A 13,634-nucleotide genomic window follows, 5' to 3' on the forward strand; every position below is an offset into this window, starting at 1 on the left:
ACACCATAGATACGGCGCCGCAGTGACCTGCGAATTCTCGCGGGCACGAACCGGACGCCCCGGAGACAAGCCCCATGTCGTCGTTTGCAGACAGTAACGTGCACGTCCGGGAAGTACTGAACATCGTCAATAATCAGTTGCCGACTCGCCCGACAAGCGACTCCGTTGCGCAATCGTGGACGCGTTGCCTGAAGGAGTTCAGGCTCGATCCGGCGCGTTTCGTGATGCCGCCGGTGCTGACCCAGCCCGAACTCACCGCGCGGCGCGAAGCGGCCAGCGACCTGATCGCATGCTCGAAACTCGAGATGACGACGCTCTACCAGCAACTCGCCGACCCGGAACTCGCCGTTGTACTCGTCGATGCCGACGGTGTGATCGTGCATCAGGTGGCGTCGGTGCCGTTCGGGGAAGCCATCGCCGCCGACGGGCTGCGCGTAGGTGCGTTATGGAGCGAGCGTGAAGCCGGCACCAACGGCATGGGAACGTGCCTCGCCGAGCGCGAATGCATCGCGGTCTACCAACACGAGCATTTCTATCCGCGCTATACATCGCTGACTTGCTCGGCCGCGCCCATCTTCAATGATCGCGGTGAAGTGGCCGGCGTGCTGGACGTAACCAGCCGTTCGAAACTGCTGCAGCAGCATTCGCTGGTGCTGGTGGGCATGTCGAGACAGATGATCGAGAATCGCCTGATCGACGCGCGGTATCGGCACGCGAACATGATCCACTTCCATAGTCGGCCCGAATTTGTCGGCACGCTGCATGCCGGAAAACTTGCCGTCAGCGATGACGGTGTCGTGCTCGCGGCCAGCCGCAGCGCGCTGTTCCAGCTCGACTTCCGCTCGCATGCGGAGCTGTGCGGCAAACGCATCGAGGAAGCGTTCAACGTGTCGCTCGAGGACATGATTGCCCGCAGTATCCGCGGCTCGTTCCATCCGGTGACCGTCTATAGCGCCAGCGCAAACAACCGTTTTTTCCTGATCGCCCAGACCCCGCGCGATGCAGCGACCAGCGCGACCCGCATCTTCATGAACGACCCCACGAGCCGCGCGGTGTCTACCGCCGCGCGTGCCGCCCGGCCCGCGCGAACAGCCAGGGAAGTGCCCGGCCAGGCGGGGCGGCTGGAGAAACTCTCGCACCTTGAGTTCGGCGATCCGCGCATGGCGTCGCAGATCCAGCTTGCTGTGCGGGTAATCCAGCGCAAGATCCCGATCATCCTGCGGGGCCAGACCGGCACCGGCAAGGAAGTCTTTGCCAATGCACTCCATAGCATCAGCCCGAATAGCGGCGGCAGCTTTGTTGCGGTGAACTGCGCGTCGTTACCGGAGAACCTGATCGAGAGCGAATTGTTCGGCTATCGCGCGGGAGCGTTCACGGGTGCGCAGCGTGAAGGACGGCGGGGCAAGATCGTGCAGGCGAACGCGGGAACGCTCTTTCTCGATGAAATCGGCGACATGCCGATGGCATTACAAGCGCGGCTCCTGCGCGTGCTGGAAGAGCATGAAGTCACCCCGCTCGGCGCTGAAACCACGGTCAAGGTGGATTTCCAGTTGATTAGTGCAAGCCACCGCAACCTGCTGGAACTGGTGCAGAGCGGCGCGTTCCGCGAAGACTTGTATTACCGGCTCAACGGCATCGAGATCAACTTGCCGCCGCTGCGCGAACGGGCCGACGCGCTCGCGTTGATCCATCATTTGCTTGCCAATGAATCGGACCCGGATGAGCCGCCGGCGCTTAGCGCCGAGGCGCGGCATGCGCTGTTGAACTATGCATGGCCCGGCAACATCCGCCAGTTGCGCCACGTGCTGCAAATGGCGATAGCGCTGTGCGACGGGCCGGAGATCGACTGCTCGCATCTGCCGCCCGAGGTCGTGCAATATGCGGGCACAACGCCTGCCGCGCGCCTGGGACTGGCGACCGGCATGAGCGGCACGCCCGTGACCGGACCGTTCCCGCATGGCGCCGACGATGCCGACACCTCCGAGCTCAACGCGATCCAGGTCAAGGAGCGCGAGACCGTACTGGAACTGCTGGATGAGCATCGGTGGAACGTCAGCAGCGTAGCGAAAGGGCTCGGTATCAGCCGTAATACGCTGTATCGGAAGATGCATCGCCTGCATATCCGGTTATCGCATGACGGGTCCGCCACACCGTGGAATTCATGAGCGCGGGTTCGGGTTCGCCCTCGCCTTTGCCCGCTCGCAGGCTTGACCAGTTCAAACCCGACGCGGGTTTTGCGTGGTGCGTGACCGGCTCGGGGCACATGATCGAGGAATCCGTCGAGCTTGCCTGCAAGCTGCCGGGCGTGGACCTGTTTTTGTCGTCGGCCGGAGAGGAAGTGTTGCCGCTGTATGGATGGCCGCTGCCGAAGCTACGCGAGCACTTTCGGGTATTTCGCGACAACAGTGCGAGCGGGGTTCCCGTCGGCATGCTCTATGAAGGCAAATATCATACGGTCGTGATCGCGCCCGCGACGAGCAACACGGTCGCCAAATGTGTGTTGGGGATTTCCGACACGCTGCCCACCAATTTGTATGCGCAAGCGGGCAAACAGTGCATACCGGGCATTGTTTTCGCATGTGACACGGCGCCGAGCGTGATCACCCAGAGCCCGCATGAATGGGTCGAGGTGCGGCCGCGCAGTGTCGAGCTCCGGCATGTGGAGCAACTGGCGCTGATCGAATACACGACGGTGGCGCGCTCGCTCGATGAGTTGAAGGCAGCGCTCGATCAACGGCTGTCGACGCTCGGGCTCGCATGGACCACATCGTCTTCCTGACTGGCAGGCTTGCTGAACACAGTTTGCAACGGGTGCTCGAGGGCATGGCGCCCACGCCGTTCACGTGGGAGATCCGTGAGATCGGACTTCAGGTAGCCGCGCTGATGACCGCCGACATGATCCGCCGGCGCGTCCCTGTGCCGCTTGCAGCCACGCGGATGATCGTGCCGGGACGATGCCGTGGCGATCTCGACGCGTTGAGCGCGCACTTCGGCGTGCCGGTCGAACGCGGTCCGGAGGAGGTTAAGGATTTGCCGCAGTTCTTCGGGCGTGAGGCGCGCCACTTCGATTTGTCCCGATACGAGACCGAGATTTTCGCTGAGATCGTCGATGCGCCGCGACTCGATATCGACGGCATTGTCGCGCGGGCTGCCGTGTATGCGTCTCAAGGAGCCGATGTCATCGATGTCGGCTGCCTGCCTGAAACACCCTTTCCGCATCTGGGAGACGCGGTGCGTGCGCTGAAGGAACGTGGGTATCGGGTGAGCGTGGATTCCATGCGCACCGAGGAGCTTGTGCGGGGCGGCCGTGCCGGTGCGGACTACCTGATGAGTCTTAATCTGGATACCCTATGGATTGCTGATGAAGTTCCCGCCGTGCCAATTCTCGTGGCGCGGGAGCCGGGCGATCCAGGCTCGCTCGATGCAGCGATCGATGTGCTTCTGGCTCGTGGGCGATCTTTTCTCGCCGATCCCATTCTTGATCCGATTCCGTTTGGACTGGCTCAATCGATTGCGCGGTATGTCAGGTTGCGGGCGCGCTATCCGGAGATCGGCATCATGATGGGCATTGGCAATGTGACGGAGCTGACCGAAGCCGATACGAGCGGAATCAATGCGGTGTTGCTGGGAATGGCTGCGGAATTGCGGGTTAGCGCGGTGCTGACTACATCGGTTAGTTTGCATGCGCGGCGCGCTGTCAAGGAGGCCGATGTTGCGCGGCGGATCATGCATGTAGCACGCGACGCGCAAGTCTTGCCGAAGGGGATTTCCAGCGACTTGTCGGCGTTGCATGCGAAGCGGCCTTTCCCTTATGACGCGGCGGAGATTGCGGTGATTGCGCAGGCGGTGCGTGATCCGAATTTTCGGGTTCAGGTCGCGGCTGATGGCATTCACGTTTATAACCGCGACGGGCATGCTGTCGAGGGAGACCCGTTCGCACTTTATCCGGGGCTTGGGCTGGAGGCCGATGGAGGGCATGCGTTTTATATGGGCGTGCAATTGGCCCGTGCGGAGATTGCCTGGAAGCTGGGGAAGCGGTTCGATCAGGATCAGGCGTTGGACTGGGGATGCCAGGTGGAGGTGGATAGATCCACTGCGGATCTTGAGTGCTGGGCGGCGCCGGGGAGTACTCGGAAGCGTTCGTGAGGGGGTTGTTTTGCTGGCGGTTTGTTTTTGGGGTTTGGGTTGGACTTGTTCTTCGCGTTAGTGGTCTGAGTCTTTTCCGGGTTGCACGGGTTCTCGCGTTGGTGGTCTGGTTCATTGCCGGGTTGCACGGGTTCTCGCGTTGGTGGTCTGGTTCATTGCTGGGTTGCACGGGTTCTCGCGTTGGTGGTCTGGTTCATTGCTGGGTTGCTGCTTTCAAGGTCTTCGCGCGTTTTATGTTGGATGTTTTCTTTATCACTATTAGCCACTGCGCGTGGCGGCGCGTCATTTCTTTGTCCAAAGCGACAAAGAAACGAAGCAAAGAAAGCGCTTTCACCTCTCTACCCTAAGTGTCCACAGCGTGCAGTTCCATTTCATTGGTGCCCCAAAAGCACGGTGCTCGCAAGAGCTTAGGATGTGTGAACCCCTCCTTCTCGCGAATCCTGACAGTAAAACGCTTCGCCCCGTACGCTCTCGGGCTAGCACTAGCGACTGAACCTGCCCAAGAAGCGCCCCGCGCTATCCGCAGAAAACCTTCCACCCAATTTGTACGCATGCCGAACCATTTTTAAACCACCTGCAGAATGCATAAGGCCTAAAACCGGCAAATAACAATGCAAACTAATAGCTAACCCGCGAAGCACCACAGCGGCAAATACGCGTGAGGCCGTGCGGGAACGTGGGGCACTGGTGCTAGCCCGAGAGCGTACGGGGCGAAGCGTTTTACTGTCAGGATTCGCGAGAAAGAGGGGTTCAAACATCCTAAGCTCTGGCGAGCACCGTGCTTTTGGGGTACCCATGAATGAAAACTGCACGCTGTGGACACTTAATTTTTAGAGAGGTGAAAGCGTTTTCTTTGCTTCGTTTCTTTGTCGCTTTGGACAAAGAAATGACGCGCCGCCACGCGCAGTGGCTAATAGTGATAAAGAAATCAGCTAACGTAAAACGCGCGAAGACCTGGAAAGCAGCAACCCGGCATTGACTCCGACCCCCACCCCCAAACCCCGACCATCCATACCCAACCGCCATCGACCACCTCCGCCCGATCAATACCTCCGTGCCATCACATCCAACCCCACTGGCCTGATCCTGTCCGCATGCCCTGCACATCCGAACGCCTCAAACCGCGCCACGCATAAATCCCTCGCCGCAGCCGTCGCTGCCTTCAACGCATGACGCGGATCGAACTCACCCTTTGCCATCGCCAGCGACCTCCGCATCGCCCCGGTCATTGCCAGCCTGATATCCGTATCGATATTCACCTTGCGCACACCATTGGCGATCCCGCGCTGAATCTCCTCCACAGGCACCCCATAAGTCACCGGTATCTCACCACCATGCTCACGAATAATCGACAACCACTCCTGCGGCACCGACGACGACCCATGCATCACCAAATGGGTATCAGGAATCAACCGGTGAATCGCCACGATCCGGTCAATAGCCAAAATATCCCCATCCGGCTGACGACTAAACTTATAAGCGCCATGCGAAGTACCAATGGCAATAGCCAGCGCATCCACACCGGTCGCTCCAACAAATTCCCTCGCCTGCCCAGGATCGGTGAGCAATTCATCATGCGACAAGCGGCCCTCCGCCCCCACGCCATCCTCCTCGCCGGCCTGACCCGTTTCGAGCGACCCCAGACACCCCAACTCCCCTTCAACCGATACCCCCACCGCGTGCGCCGCCTCCACGACCCGCCGGCTAACCTCCACGTTGTAGTCGTAATCAGCGGGAGTCTTCTGATCAGGCATCAACGATCCATCCATCATCACGGACGTGAAGCCGGACCGGATCGCCTGCTGGCACACCGACGGACTCGCCCCGTGATCCTGGTGCAGAACGACCGGCAGGTCGGGATGCGCCTCGATCGCAGCCAACACGAGATGACGCAGATACGGCTCCCCGGCATATTTGCGCGCCCCCGCCGATGCCTGCAGAATCACCGGGCTGCGCGTCATTTCCGCGGCCTGCATGATCGACTGGATCTGCTCCATATTATTCACGTTGAACGCGGGCACGCCATAGCCATGTTCCGCTGCATGATCCAGCAGCTGACGCAATGCGATAAATGACATTTCGGACTCCGTTATATTTAGGTTATGAGCAGTTCCCTAAAAACATATGTGCTCAGCGAGCAACCCTGCTTGCCTCATCGACTACTGCCTTTACCGTCAGCCCGAAATGCTCGAACAAGGCCTCGGCCGGCGCGGATTCGCCAAAACTATCGATTCCCACCACCCCGCCGTCCAGCCCAACATATTGCCGCCAAAAAGCACTCACCCCCGCTTCAATCGCGACACGCGGTACATCCCGCGGCAACACCCTGTCACGCCACGCCCGCGATTGACGGTCGAACACGGTCGTAGATGGCATCGACACCACCCGGGCAAACACGCCCTGCGCATGCAACGGCTCAACTGCCGCCAGCGCAAGCGCGATCTCCGACCCGGTCGCAATCAGCACCACGCGCTTCGACACACGACCCGCCGGCGCCGCCCAGTCGCGCAGCACATAGCCGCCATTGGCAATCGCATCGATCTGTTCTTCGTCGCGCGATACAAACGGCAAGGTCTGACGGCTCAGCAACAAACAGGAAGGACGATCGCGGTCCACCGCGCACACCCATGCCTGCGCCGTCTCCACGGTGTCGCACGGACGCCATACATCCAGACCTGGAATCATGCGAAGGGTTGCGGCATGCTCTATCGACTGGTGCGTCGGACCATCTTCGCCGAGACCAATGGAGTCGTGCGTGAACACAAACACCGTGCGAACCTTCATCAGCGCGGCCATACGCAACGCGTTACGCGAGTAGTCGGAGAACGTGAGGAAAGTCCCCCCGAAAGGCAGATATCCGCGATGCAGCGCCATACCGTTAAGCGCCGCACTCATGCCGAATTCACGCACGCCGAAGTGCACATAGTTGCCGCCCTGCGGACCGTCACGCCCGCCTTCCACCGTCACCGCTTCCTTCCAGCGCGTGAGATTCGAACCAGTGAGGTCCGCCGATCCTCCCAGCAGTTCGGGCAACGCGCGAGCCAGTCCTTCTATGGCCTGCTGCGATGCCTTGCGCGTTGCCATCGACTGGCCTGCGCGGTTGGCGTCCTGCACGAGCGTCAGCGCCGCGGAACGCCAGTGCGCTGGCAGTGCTCCGCGCGTACGTCGCTCGAACTCGGCGGCTTCGCGGGGATACTGGCGCCGGTACGCAGCGAACCGGACGGTCCAGTCCGCTTCAACCGTCTCCCCGCGCTCGCGAGCGTCCCACAGGCTCCGGATCTTCGACGGAATTTCGAAGGGCGGATAAGGCCAGTCGAGCGCACGCCGGGTCGCGGCCACCTCTTCAGCACTAAGCGGCGCACCGTGCACGTCGTGCGTCCCGGCCATCGACGGCGAGCCTTTTCCAATGACCGTCTTGCAACAGATCAGCGTCGGTTTTCCGGCAGTGCGCGCATGGCGCAATGCGCGGTCGACGGCATCGACATCATGACCATCCACCTCGCGCACTACGTGCCACCCATAGGCCTTGAAGCGCGCGGGTGTATCGTCGGCGAACCACTGGTCCACGTGGCCGTCGATGGAAATGCCGTTGTCATCGTAGAGCACCGTCAGCTTGTTCAATCCGAGCGTACCCGCCAACGAAGCGGCCTCGTGCGATATGCCTTCCATCAAGCAGCCATCGCCGACAAAAACATAGGTCCGGTGATCGACAATCACATGCCCCGGCCGGTTGAACTCTCGCGCGAGCAGCGCCTCGGCAAGCGCCATTCCAACCGCGTTCGCCAGTCCTTGCCCCAAGGGTCCGGTCGTCGTTTCAACGCCCGGCGTCAGCCCTACTTCGGGATGCCCCGGCGTCTTGCTATGCAGTTGACGGAAGCGCTTCAGTTCATCGAGCGGCAGGTCGTAGCCGCTCAGATGCAGGAGCCCATATAACAACATGGAGCCATGCCCATTCGATAACACGAACCGGTCGCGGTCTGCCCAATCGGGATTGCGCGGATTATGTTTGAGGTACCGGCTCCACAAGGCGACGGCGATCTCCGCCATTCCCATCGGCATGCCGGGATGACCGGATTTAGCCTGGCCGACCGCATCGACAGCAAGAAAACGCAACGCATTCGCCATCAAGCGAGTTTCAGCGCGGACGCCTGGCGGCGCAGACACTTCGGTGGACATATCAGTGACGGCACTCATCGCATGCCTCCTTCAATCAAAAATGAAAATAGATAAGACCGGACCTCAGGCGCGCGCACGCCGATCGAGCAACTGCAGGATCAGCGGCGTGAAGATGAGCTGCATCGCGAGCCCCATCTTTCCGCCGGGTACGACGATCACGTTCGGACGCGACATGAACGAGTCATGCAGCATGGTGAGTAAATACGGGAAGTCGATTCCCTTCGGCCGCGCGAACCGGATCACGACGAAACTCTCGTCCGCATGCGGGATCTCGCGCGCGGTGAACGGATTGGATGTGTCCACGGTCGGCACGCGCTGGAAGTTGACATGCGTGCGCGAAAACTGCGGGCAGATGTAGTTCACGTAGTCCGGCATACGCCTGAGGATGGTGTCGACCACCGCCTCGTGCGAATAGCCGCGCAAGGTCTGATCGCGATGCAGCTTCTGGATCCACTCAAGGTTGATGATCGGCACCACGCCCACCAGCAGGTCCGCGTGACGCGCGACATCGGCCTTGTCGGTGACAACCGCACCGTGCAGCCCCTCGTAAAACATCAGGTCCGTGCCGGCAGTGACGGCTTCCCATGGCGTAAATGTGCCTGAGTCCTGCTTGTAGAGCGCAGCTTCCGCGTCATCATGGACATAGTGGCGAACCTGTCCGGTACCTGTCGCGCCATAGTCCGAAAACAGTTGTGCAAGCTCTTCAAGCAGGTTGGCCTCGGGGCCGAAATGGCTGAAGTTGCGCATGCCGTCGCGCTCGCTTTGCTTGAGCGCCTCGCGCATGCCCAGCCGATCGTGCCGATGAAACGCATCGCCCTCCACAATCTGCGCGTCGATACGCTCCCGCCTGAAAATATGCGTGAAGCTTTTCATGACGGTTGTCGTGCCCGCACCGCTGGAACCGGTCACCGCGATGACCGGATGTTTGACTGACATGATGTGTCTCCTGGTTCTCGTAATCGAATTCGATCAGGCGACGCTCTCAGACCGGCGCTTCAGGCAAGAACAACGATCGCTTGTTAAAAAGTGGCGACGTGAAAGGTTTGTCTTCGCCACGGTCGTAGTCGGCGTGATAGCGGGCAATGCGCGCCACTTCATTCTTTGAACCCAGGATCACTGGCACTCGTTCATGCAACGCCCGGGGTTGCACGTCGAGGATCCGCTCGCGCCCTGTGGTCGACATGCCGCCCGCCTGCTCGATCAGGAAACTCATCGGACTGGCCTCGTATAAGAGGCGCAAGCGTCCTTGCATGGCCGGCGTCTTGAAGTCGCGCGGATACATGAACACGCCGCCACGCATCAGGATGCGGTGGACTTCGGCGACCATCGAAGCAATCCAGCGCATGTTGAAATCGCGTTCACGGCAACCACTGCGGCCGTCCTTGCATTCCTGCACATAACGGCGCACGGGCGGCTCCCAGAAGCGCTCGTTCGACGCGTTGATGGCGAACTCGCAGGTATCGTCAGGAATACGAATATCCGAATGCGTGAGCACAAAATTGCCGACCTCGCGATCCAGCGTGAAGCCATGCGTGCCATTCCCCACTGACAGAACGAGCATGGTCGAGGGACCGTACACCGCATAACCTGCCGCCACTTGCTCGTGACCGGGCCGCAAAAATGCGGCATCAATTTCACCCGGGCCGCCCTGCAACCCGGCGGGCGCGCACAGCACCGAGAAGATCGATCCGACCACACCGTTGATATCGATATTCGAGGAGCCGTCCAGCGGATCGAACGCCAGTAAATATTCCCCGCGCGGATACGCGGGCGGAATCGTGTACACGTCCTCCATCTCTTCAGACAGCATGCCCGCCAGCAGGCCGTCCCACTCGCAGTGCTGCAGGAAGATGTCGTTGGTCGCAATATCGAGTTTCTTCTGTTCCTCGCCATGCGTGTTGAGGGTCGCGGCCGAGCCATAGTTGCCGCCCAATGCCCCCTTGGTCAATTGCGCCGAGATGGTCTTGATCGACGCCGCTACGTCGACCAGCAGCGCCGACAAACCGCTGGCCTGAACCGGCGATGGATCGCGATCGAGGGTATCGATCAGGAACTTTGAAAGTGTGGTCCGTCCATCCAGCATGGCGCACTCCTGGGAGATTCAAGCGTGATCAAGCAGATCTCTGCGGCGGCGTATCGAACACGCGGCTCGCGCGAATATCGGCGGCGCATAGCAGGGTGAGCGTGGCGGTATCGGATGGACCACCGCCTTGCATCGCTTCGGCGAACAGACGGCTGGCCTGGCGCAACCGCGCACGATCGAGCGCGTTGCGCACCGAGCGCGCGTTCGCGAAATTCGGCTGGCTGATACGCCGCGCGAGATAGTCTTCGAACGCGGTACGTGCCTCTGCGTCGAGCCGGTAGTGCATCCGCGCGAGCATGCCTTCCGCAATCGCAATCAGTTCCGTGACGTCGTAATCAGGGAACGTGACGTGATGCGCAATCCGTGAGCGAAACCCTGGATTACTCTGGAAAAACGTTTCCATGCGCGACTCGTAACCGGCCAGAATGACCACCAGATCCGAGCGCTGGTTCTCCATGGTCTGCAACAGGATCTCTATGGCTTCCTGCCCGTAGTCGCGCTCGTTTTCCGGCCTGTACAGGTAATACGCTTCATCGATAAACAAAACGCCACCCATGGCGCGCTTGAGCACGTCGCGTGTCTTGGGCGCCGTGTGCCCGATGTACTGGCCGACAAGGTCGTCGCGCGTAACCGACACCAGATGCTTGCGGCGGATATACCCCAGCCTGAACAACACTTCCGCCATCCGCAACGCGACCGTTGTCTTGCCCGTGCCCGGATTGCCGGAGAAACACATATGCAATGTAGGTGCGCCGCTCGCTATGCCAAGCGTTTCACGCGCCCGTTCAACCAGCAATTGCGCCGCTATTTCGCGGATACGCGTCTTTACCGGCGTCAGCCCGACCAGATCGCGATCCAGTTCCGCCAGCACATCGCCCACCGCTGATTCGCGGAACAGCGCGACGAGATCGACACTCGGCATGTCCGGCTTGATTAGCGAATGTTCTAGCAAATGTTCAGGCGAATGTTCAGGCGATTTTTCGGCCGGCTCGTGAACCGTCGGATCCGCTTCGGCTAACGTCATCGTCGTCTCTCCAGTGGCTCAGGTGCTTAGCGGTTCGCAGGCGGCTGATCATTCGTATAAGACTTGATCGCGTAGTGCTGCACGCGGCCCTGGACGTCCTGGCGTTCCAGGCGGAAGCCCGGTTCGTCCTGCGGCCGGTTGACGATGAATGACAGCCGCATGGTCTCGAAGCCACGCACCGAATCGAACGCGTTGACCTTGATGTAGTGCTGCGGATACGTGGTTCGGCAAGCCCTGACTTCCTGCATCGCGCCGGCGGGATCCTTCAGGTCGAACATCGGCAGGCCCCACATTTCCCAATAGGTATTGCGCGGATGCGGGTCGTCAGTGAACTCGACCGAGCAGGCCCAGCCCTGTTGCAATGCGTAGTCGATCTGCAAGCCGATCTCCTCGTCGGTGAGTTCGGGAAGAAATGAAAACGTACCTTGTGTGATTCGCATGACTAACCTCTTGTCTGAAGAACCTTCTTAAGCGCCACGCACAAAACATCAAGCCGGCGTGGGCGTGGCGGCAAAGTCCGGCGTGTCGGTCGACGCGTAGTTGAACGTCACGTCGCGCCATGTATCCAGCGCCTGCTTGAGCGGCGTGCACCAGCGCGCCGCGCCCTCCAGTATTTCCGGCCCCTCGTTCGCGATGTCGCGGCCTTCGTTGCGCGCCTTCACCATGACCTCCAGCGCCACGCGGTTGGCGACAGCGCCCGCCTGGATACCGGCGGGATGGCCGATCGTGCCGCCGCCGAACTGGAGGATGCAGTCATCGCCGAAAAGGTCCAGCAACTGGTGCATCTGCCCGGCGTGAATACCGCCTGACGCTACCGGCATGACTTTTCGCAATCCCGCCCAAGGCTGATCGAAGAAGATGCCGCGCGACAAGTCCACCGGATTGCGCGACTCGCGCAACACGTTGTAATAGCCCTGTACCGAAAGCGGATCACCTTCAAGCTTGCCGACCGCCGTACCGGCATGTGCATGATCCACGCCTGCCATGCGCAGCCATTTCGCGATCACGCGAAATGAAATGCCGTGATTGCGCTGCCGTGTATAAGTGCCGTGTCCCGCACGATGCAGGTGCAGGATCATGTCGTTCCTGCGAGCCCAGGCCGCCATCGACTGGATCGCGGTCCAGCCGACCACCAGGTCGATCATCACGATGCAGGAGCCCAGCTCCTTCGCGAATTCCGCGCGTTCATACATGTCCTCCATGGTCCCGGCCGTGACGTTGAGATAGTGTCCCTTGACCTCACCGGTAGCGGCTTGCGCGCGGTTCACGGCTTCCATGGAAAACAGGAAACGGTCGCGCCAGTGCATGAACGCCTGCGAGTTGATGTTCTCGTCGTCTTTCAAGAAATCGAGACCGCCTCTCAAGCCTTCGTACACCACGCGTCCATAGTTCTTGCCCGAGAGTCCCAGCTTCGGCTTCACCGTGGCGCCAAGCAACGGACGGCCGTACTTGTCGAGCCGCTCGCGTTCGACCACGATGCCCGTCGGCGGCCCGCGAAAAGTCTTGAGGTAAGCAACAGGCATGCGCATGTCCTCGAGCCGCAGCGCTTTCAACGGTTTGAAGCCGAACACATTGCCAATGATCGATGCCGTCAGGTTTGCCACCGAACCTTCCTCGAACAGGTCCAGGTCATACGCGATATACGCAAAATACTGCGGCTCCGCGCTGCTCGAAGACGGTACGGCATCCACGCGATACGCCTTGGCGCGATACATATCGCAGGCGGTAAGGCGGTCGGTCCAGACCACGGTCCAGGTCGCCGTCGACGATTCCCCCGCCACTGCCGCCGCCGCTTCCTCCGGCTCGACGCCGGGTTGCGGCGTGATCCGGAAGAGCGCGATCACATCGGTGTCCTGCGGTACGTAGTCGGGCTGCCAGTAACCCATCTCGCGATACTTCATGACGCCCGCCGAATAGCGGGAACGCGGGGCCGACGCGGTGGATGCCGGCTCGACGGCTGCCTTGGTGAAATCGTTCATTGCGTTTGCCTCGAAAGTAAAAAACGCGCTGTACAAGCTTCAAAAAAGCGCCTCGTGACCAGGTAGTGAACCGATGACGAACTGGCCTGCGCTGTGAAATCAATGTAAGCGCCAGCGGTTCCGAAGGGAATTCACGATTTTCTTCGACAGGGTTAAGCGATCCGTTAACGTGGGGTACTCCCTAAAGCCGTGTGCCGCGGCGACGTGGGACACTTTGCTCAGGTTC

General features: G+C 60.6%; 10 protein-coding genes. 3 read left to right on the plus strand and 7 right to left on the minus strand.

Translation table 11 applies throughout. The annotated features are described in order from the left end of the window. The first annotated feature begins 74 nt into the window (after nt 1-74). The 3 genes from ACSQ83_RS07190 to ACSQ83_RS07200 are packed head-to-tail and all read left to right on the plus strand — an operon-like array spanning nt 75 to nt 4,146. Nucleotides 75-2,165 carry a sigma-54-dependent Fis family transcriptional regulator gene (locus ACSQ83_RS07190; RefSeq protein ID WP_414968076.1) on the plus strand — a complete coding sequence of 697 codons (2,091 nt, stop codon included), beginning with the start codon at nt 75-77 and terminating at the stop codon, nt 2,163-2,165. Continuing rightward, a complete protein-coding gene (locus ACSQ83_RS07195; RefSeq protein WP_436227656.1) occupies nt 2,162-2,779 on the plus strand; it encodes a flavoprotein in 618 nt (205 codons plus the stop codon). The genes ACSQ83_RS07190 and ACSQ83_RS07195 overlap by 4 nt, the downstream gene beginning before the upstream one ends. Continuing rightward, nucleotides 2,758-4,146, plus strand: coding sequence for a DUF6513 domain-containing protein (locus tag ACSQ83_RS07200; RefSeq protein WP_436227657.1), 1,389 nt, complete (start codon nt 2,758-2,760; stop codon nt 4,144-4,146). The genes ACSQ83_RS07195 and ACSQ83_RS07200 overlap by 22 nt, the downstream gene beginning before the upstream one ends. A 1,043-nt stretch (nt 4,147-5,189) precedes the next feature. On the opposite strand, the gene fba is transcribed toward ACSQ83_RS07200, so the two are convergent. The 7 genes from fba to ACSQ83_RS07235 all read right to left on the minus strand — a co-directional run bounded on the left by fba (nt 5,190) and on the right by ACSQ83_RS07235 (nt 13,408). Next, the gene (gene fba / locus ACSQ83_RS07205; RefSeq protein WP_414950546.1) at nt 5,190-6,224 is read right to left on the minus strand and encodes a class II fructose-bisphosphate aldolase; all 1,035 of its coding nucleotides are present in this window, start codon (nt 6,222-6,224) and stop codon (nt 5,190-5,192) included. 52 nt (nt 6,225-6,276) lie between these two features. Continuing rightward, nucleotides 6,277-8,340 (minus strand): transketolase, encoded by a 2,064-nt coding sequence (gene tkt, locus ACSQ83_RS07210; RefSeq protein WP_436227658.1) that lies wholly within the window; start codon nt 8,338-8,340, stop codon nt 6,277-6,279. A gap of 45 nt (nt 8,341-8,385) precedes the next feature. After that, complete coding sequence (locus tag ACSQ83_RS07215; protein ID WP_436227659.1) at nt 8,386-9,258, minus strand: phosphoribulokinase; 873 nt, start codon at nt 9,256-9,258, stop codon at nt 8,386-8,388. A 46-nt stretch (nt 9,259-9,304) separates the two neighbouring features. After that, nucleotides 9,305-10,405, minus strand: a complete 1,101-nt coding sequence (locus ACSQ83_RS07220; protein WP_414968069.1) for a class 1 fructose-bisphosphatase — start codon at nt 10,403-10,405, stop codon at nt 9,305-9,307. 28 nt (nt 10,406-10,433) lie between these two features. Continuing rightward, nucleotides 10,434-11,327 carry a CbbX protein gene (cbbX, locus tag ACSQ83_RS07225; protein WP_414950689.1) on the minus strand — a complete coding sequence of 298 codons (894 nt, stop codon included), beginning with the start codon at nt 11,325-11,327 and terminating at the stop codon, nt 10,434-10,436. Between the two features lie 128 nt (nt 11,328-11,455). Then, on the minus strand, nt 11,456-11,869 hold the full coding sequence (locus ACSQ83_RS07230; protein ID WP_414968068.1) for a ribulose bisphosphate carboxylase small subunit: 414 nt from the start codon (nt 11,867-11,869) through the stop codon (nt 11,456-11,458). Nucleotides 11,870-11,917: 48 nt separating this feature from the next. Beyond that, nucleotides 11,918-13,408: a form I ribulose bisphosphate carboxylase large subunit gene (locus ACSQ83_RS07235; RefSeq protein ID WP_414950541.1), complete on the minus strand. Its 1,491-nt coding sequence runs from the start codon at nt 13,406-13,408 to the stop codon at nt 11,918-11,920. Nucleotides 13,409-13,634 lie beyond the last annotated feature (226 nt).

The organism is Caballeronia sp. LjRoot29 (genome assembly GCF_964252755.1).
Classification (GTDB): Bacteria; Pseudomonadota; Gammaproteobacteria; order Burkholderiales; family Burkholderiaceae; genus Caballeronia.

What these genes read in the sequence shown, in the direction of transcription:
- ACSQ83_RS07190 (WP_414968076.1), top strand. Translation starts at nt 75, where the DNA reads ATGTCGTCGTTTGCAGACAGTAACGTGCACGTCCGGGAAGTACTGAAC.
- ACSQ83_RS07195 (WP_436227656.1), top strand. Translation starts at nt 2,162, where the DNA reads ATGAGCGCGGGTTCGGGTTCGCCCTCGCCTTTGCCCGCTCGCAGGCTT.
- ACSQ83_RS07200 (WP_436227657.1), top strand. Translation starts at nt 2,758, where the DNA reads ATGGACCACATCGTCTTCCTGACTGGCAGGCTTGCTGAACACAGTTTG.
- fba (WP_414950546.1), bottom strand. Translation starts at nt 6,224, where the DNA reads ATGTCATTTATCGCATTGCGTCAGCTGCTGGATCATGCAGCGGAACAT.
- tkt (WP_436227658.1), bottom strand. Translation starts at nt 8,340, where the DNA reads ATGAGTGCCGTCACTGATATGTCCACCGAAGTGTCTGCGCCGCCAGGC.
- ACSQ83_RS07215 (WP_436227659.1), bottom strand. Translation starts at nt 9,258, where the DNA reads ATGTCAGTCAAACATCCGGTCATCGCGGTGACCGGTTCCAGCGGTGCG.
- ACSQ83_RS07220 (WP_414968069.1), bottom strand. Translation starts at nt 10,405, where the DNA reads ATGCTGGATGGACGGACCACACTTTCAAAGTTCCTGATCGATACCCTC.
- cbbX (WP_414950689.1), bottom strand. Translation starts at nt 11,327, where the DNA reads ATGCCGAGTGTCGATCTCGTCGCGCTGTTCCGCGAATCAGCGGTGGGC.
- ACSQ83_RS07230 (WP_414968068.1), bottom strand. Translation starts at nt 11,869, where the DNA reads ATGCGAATCACACAAGGTACGTTTTCATTTCTTCCCGAACTCACCGAC.
- ACSQ83_RS07235 (WP_414950541.1), bottom strand. Translation starts at nt 13,408, where the DNA reads ATGAACGATTTCACCAAGGCAGCCGTCGAGCCGGCATCCACCGCGTCG.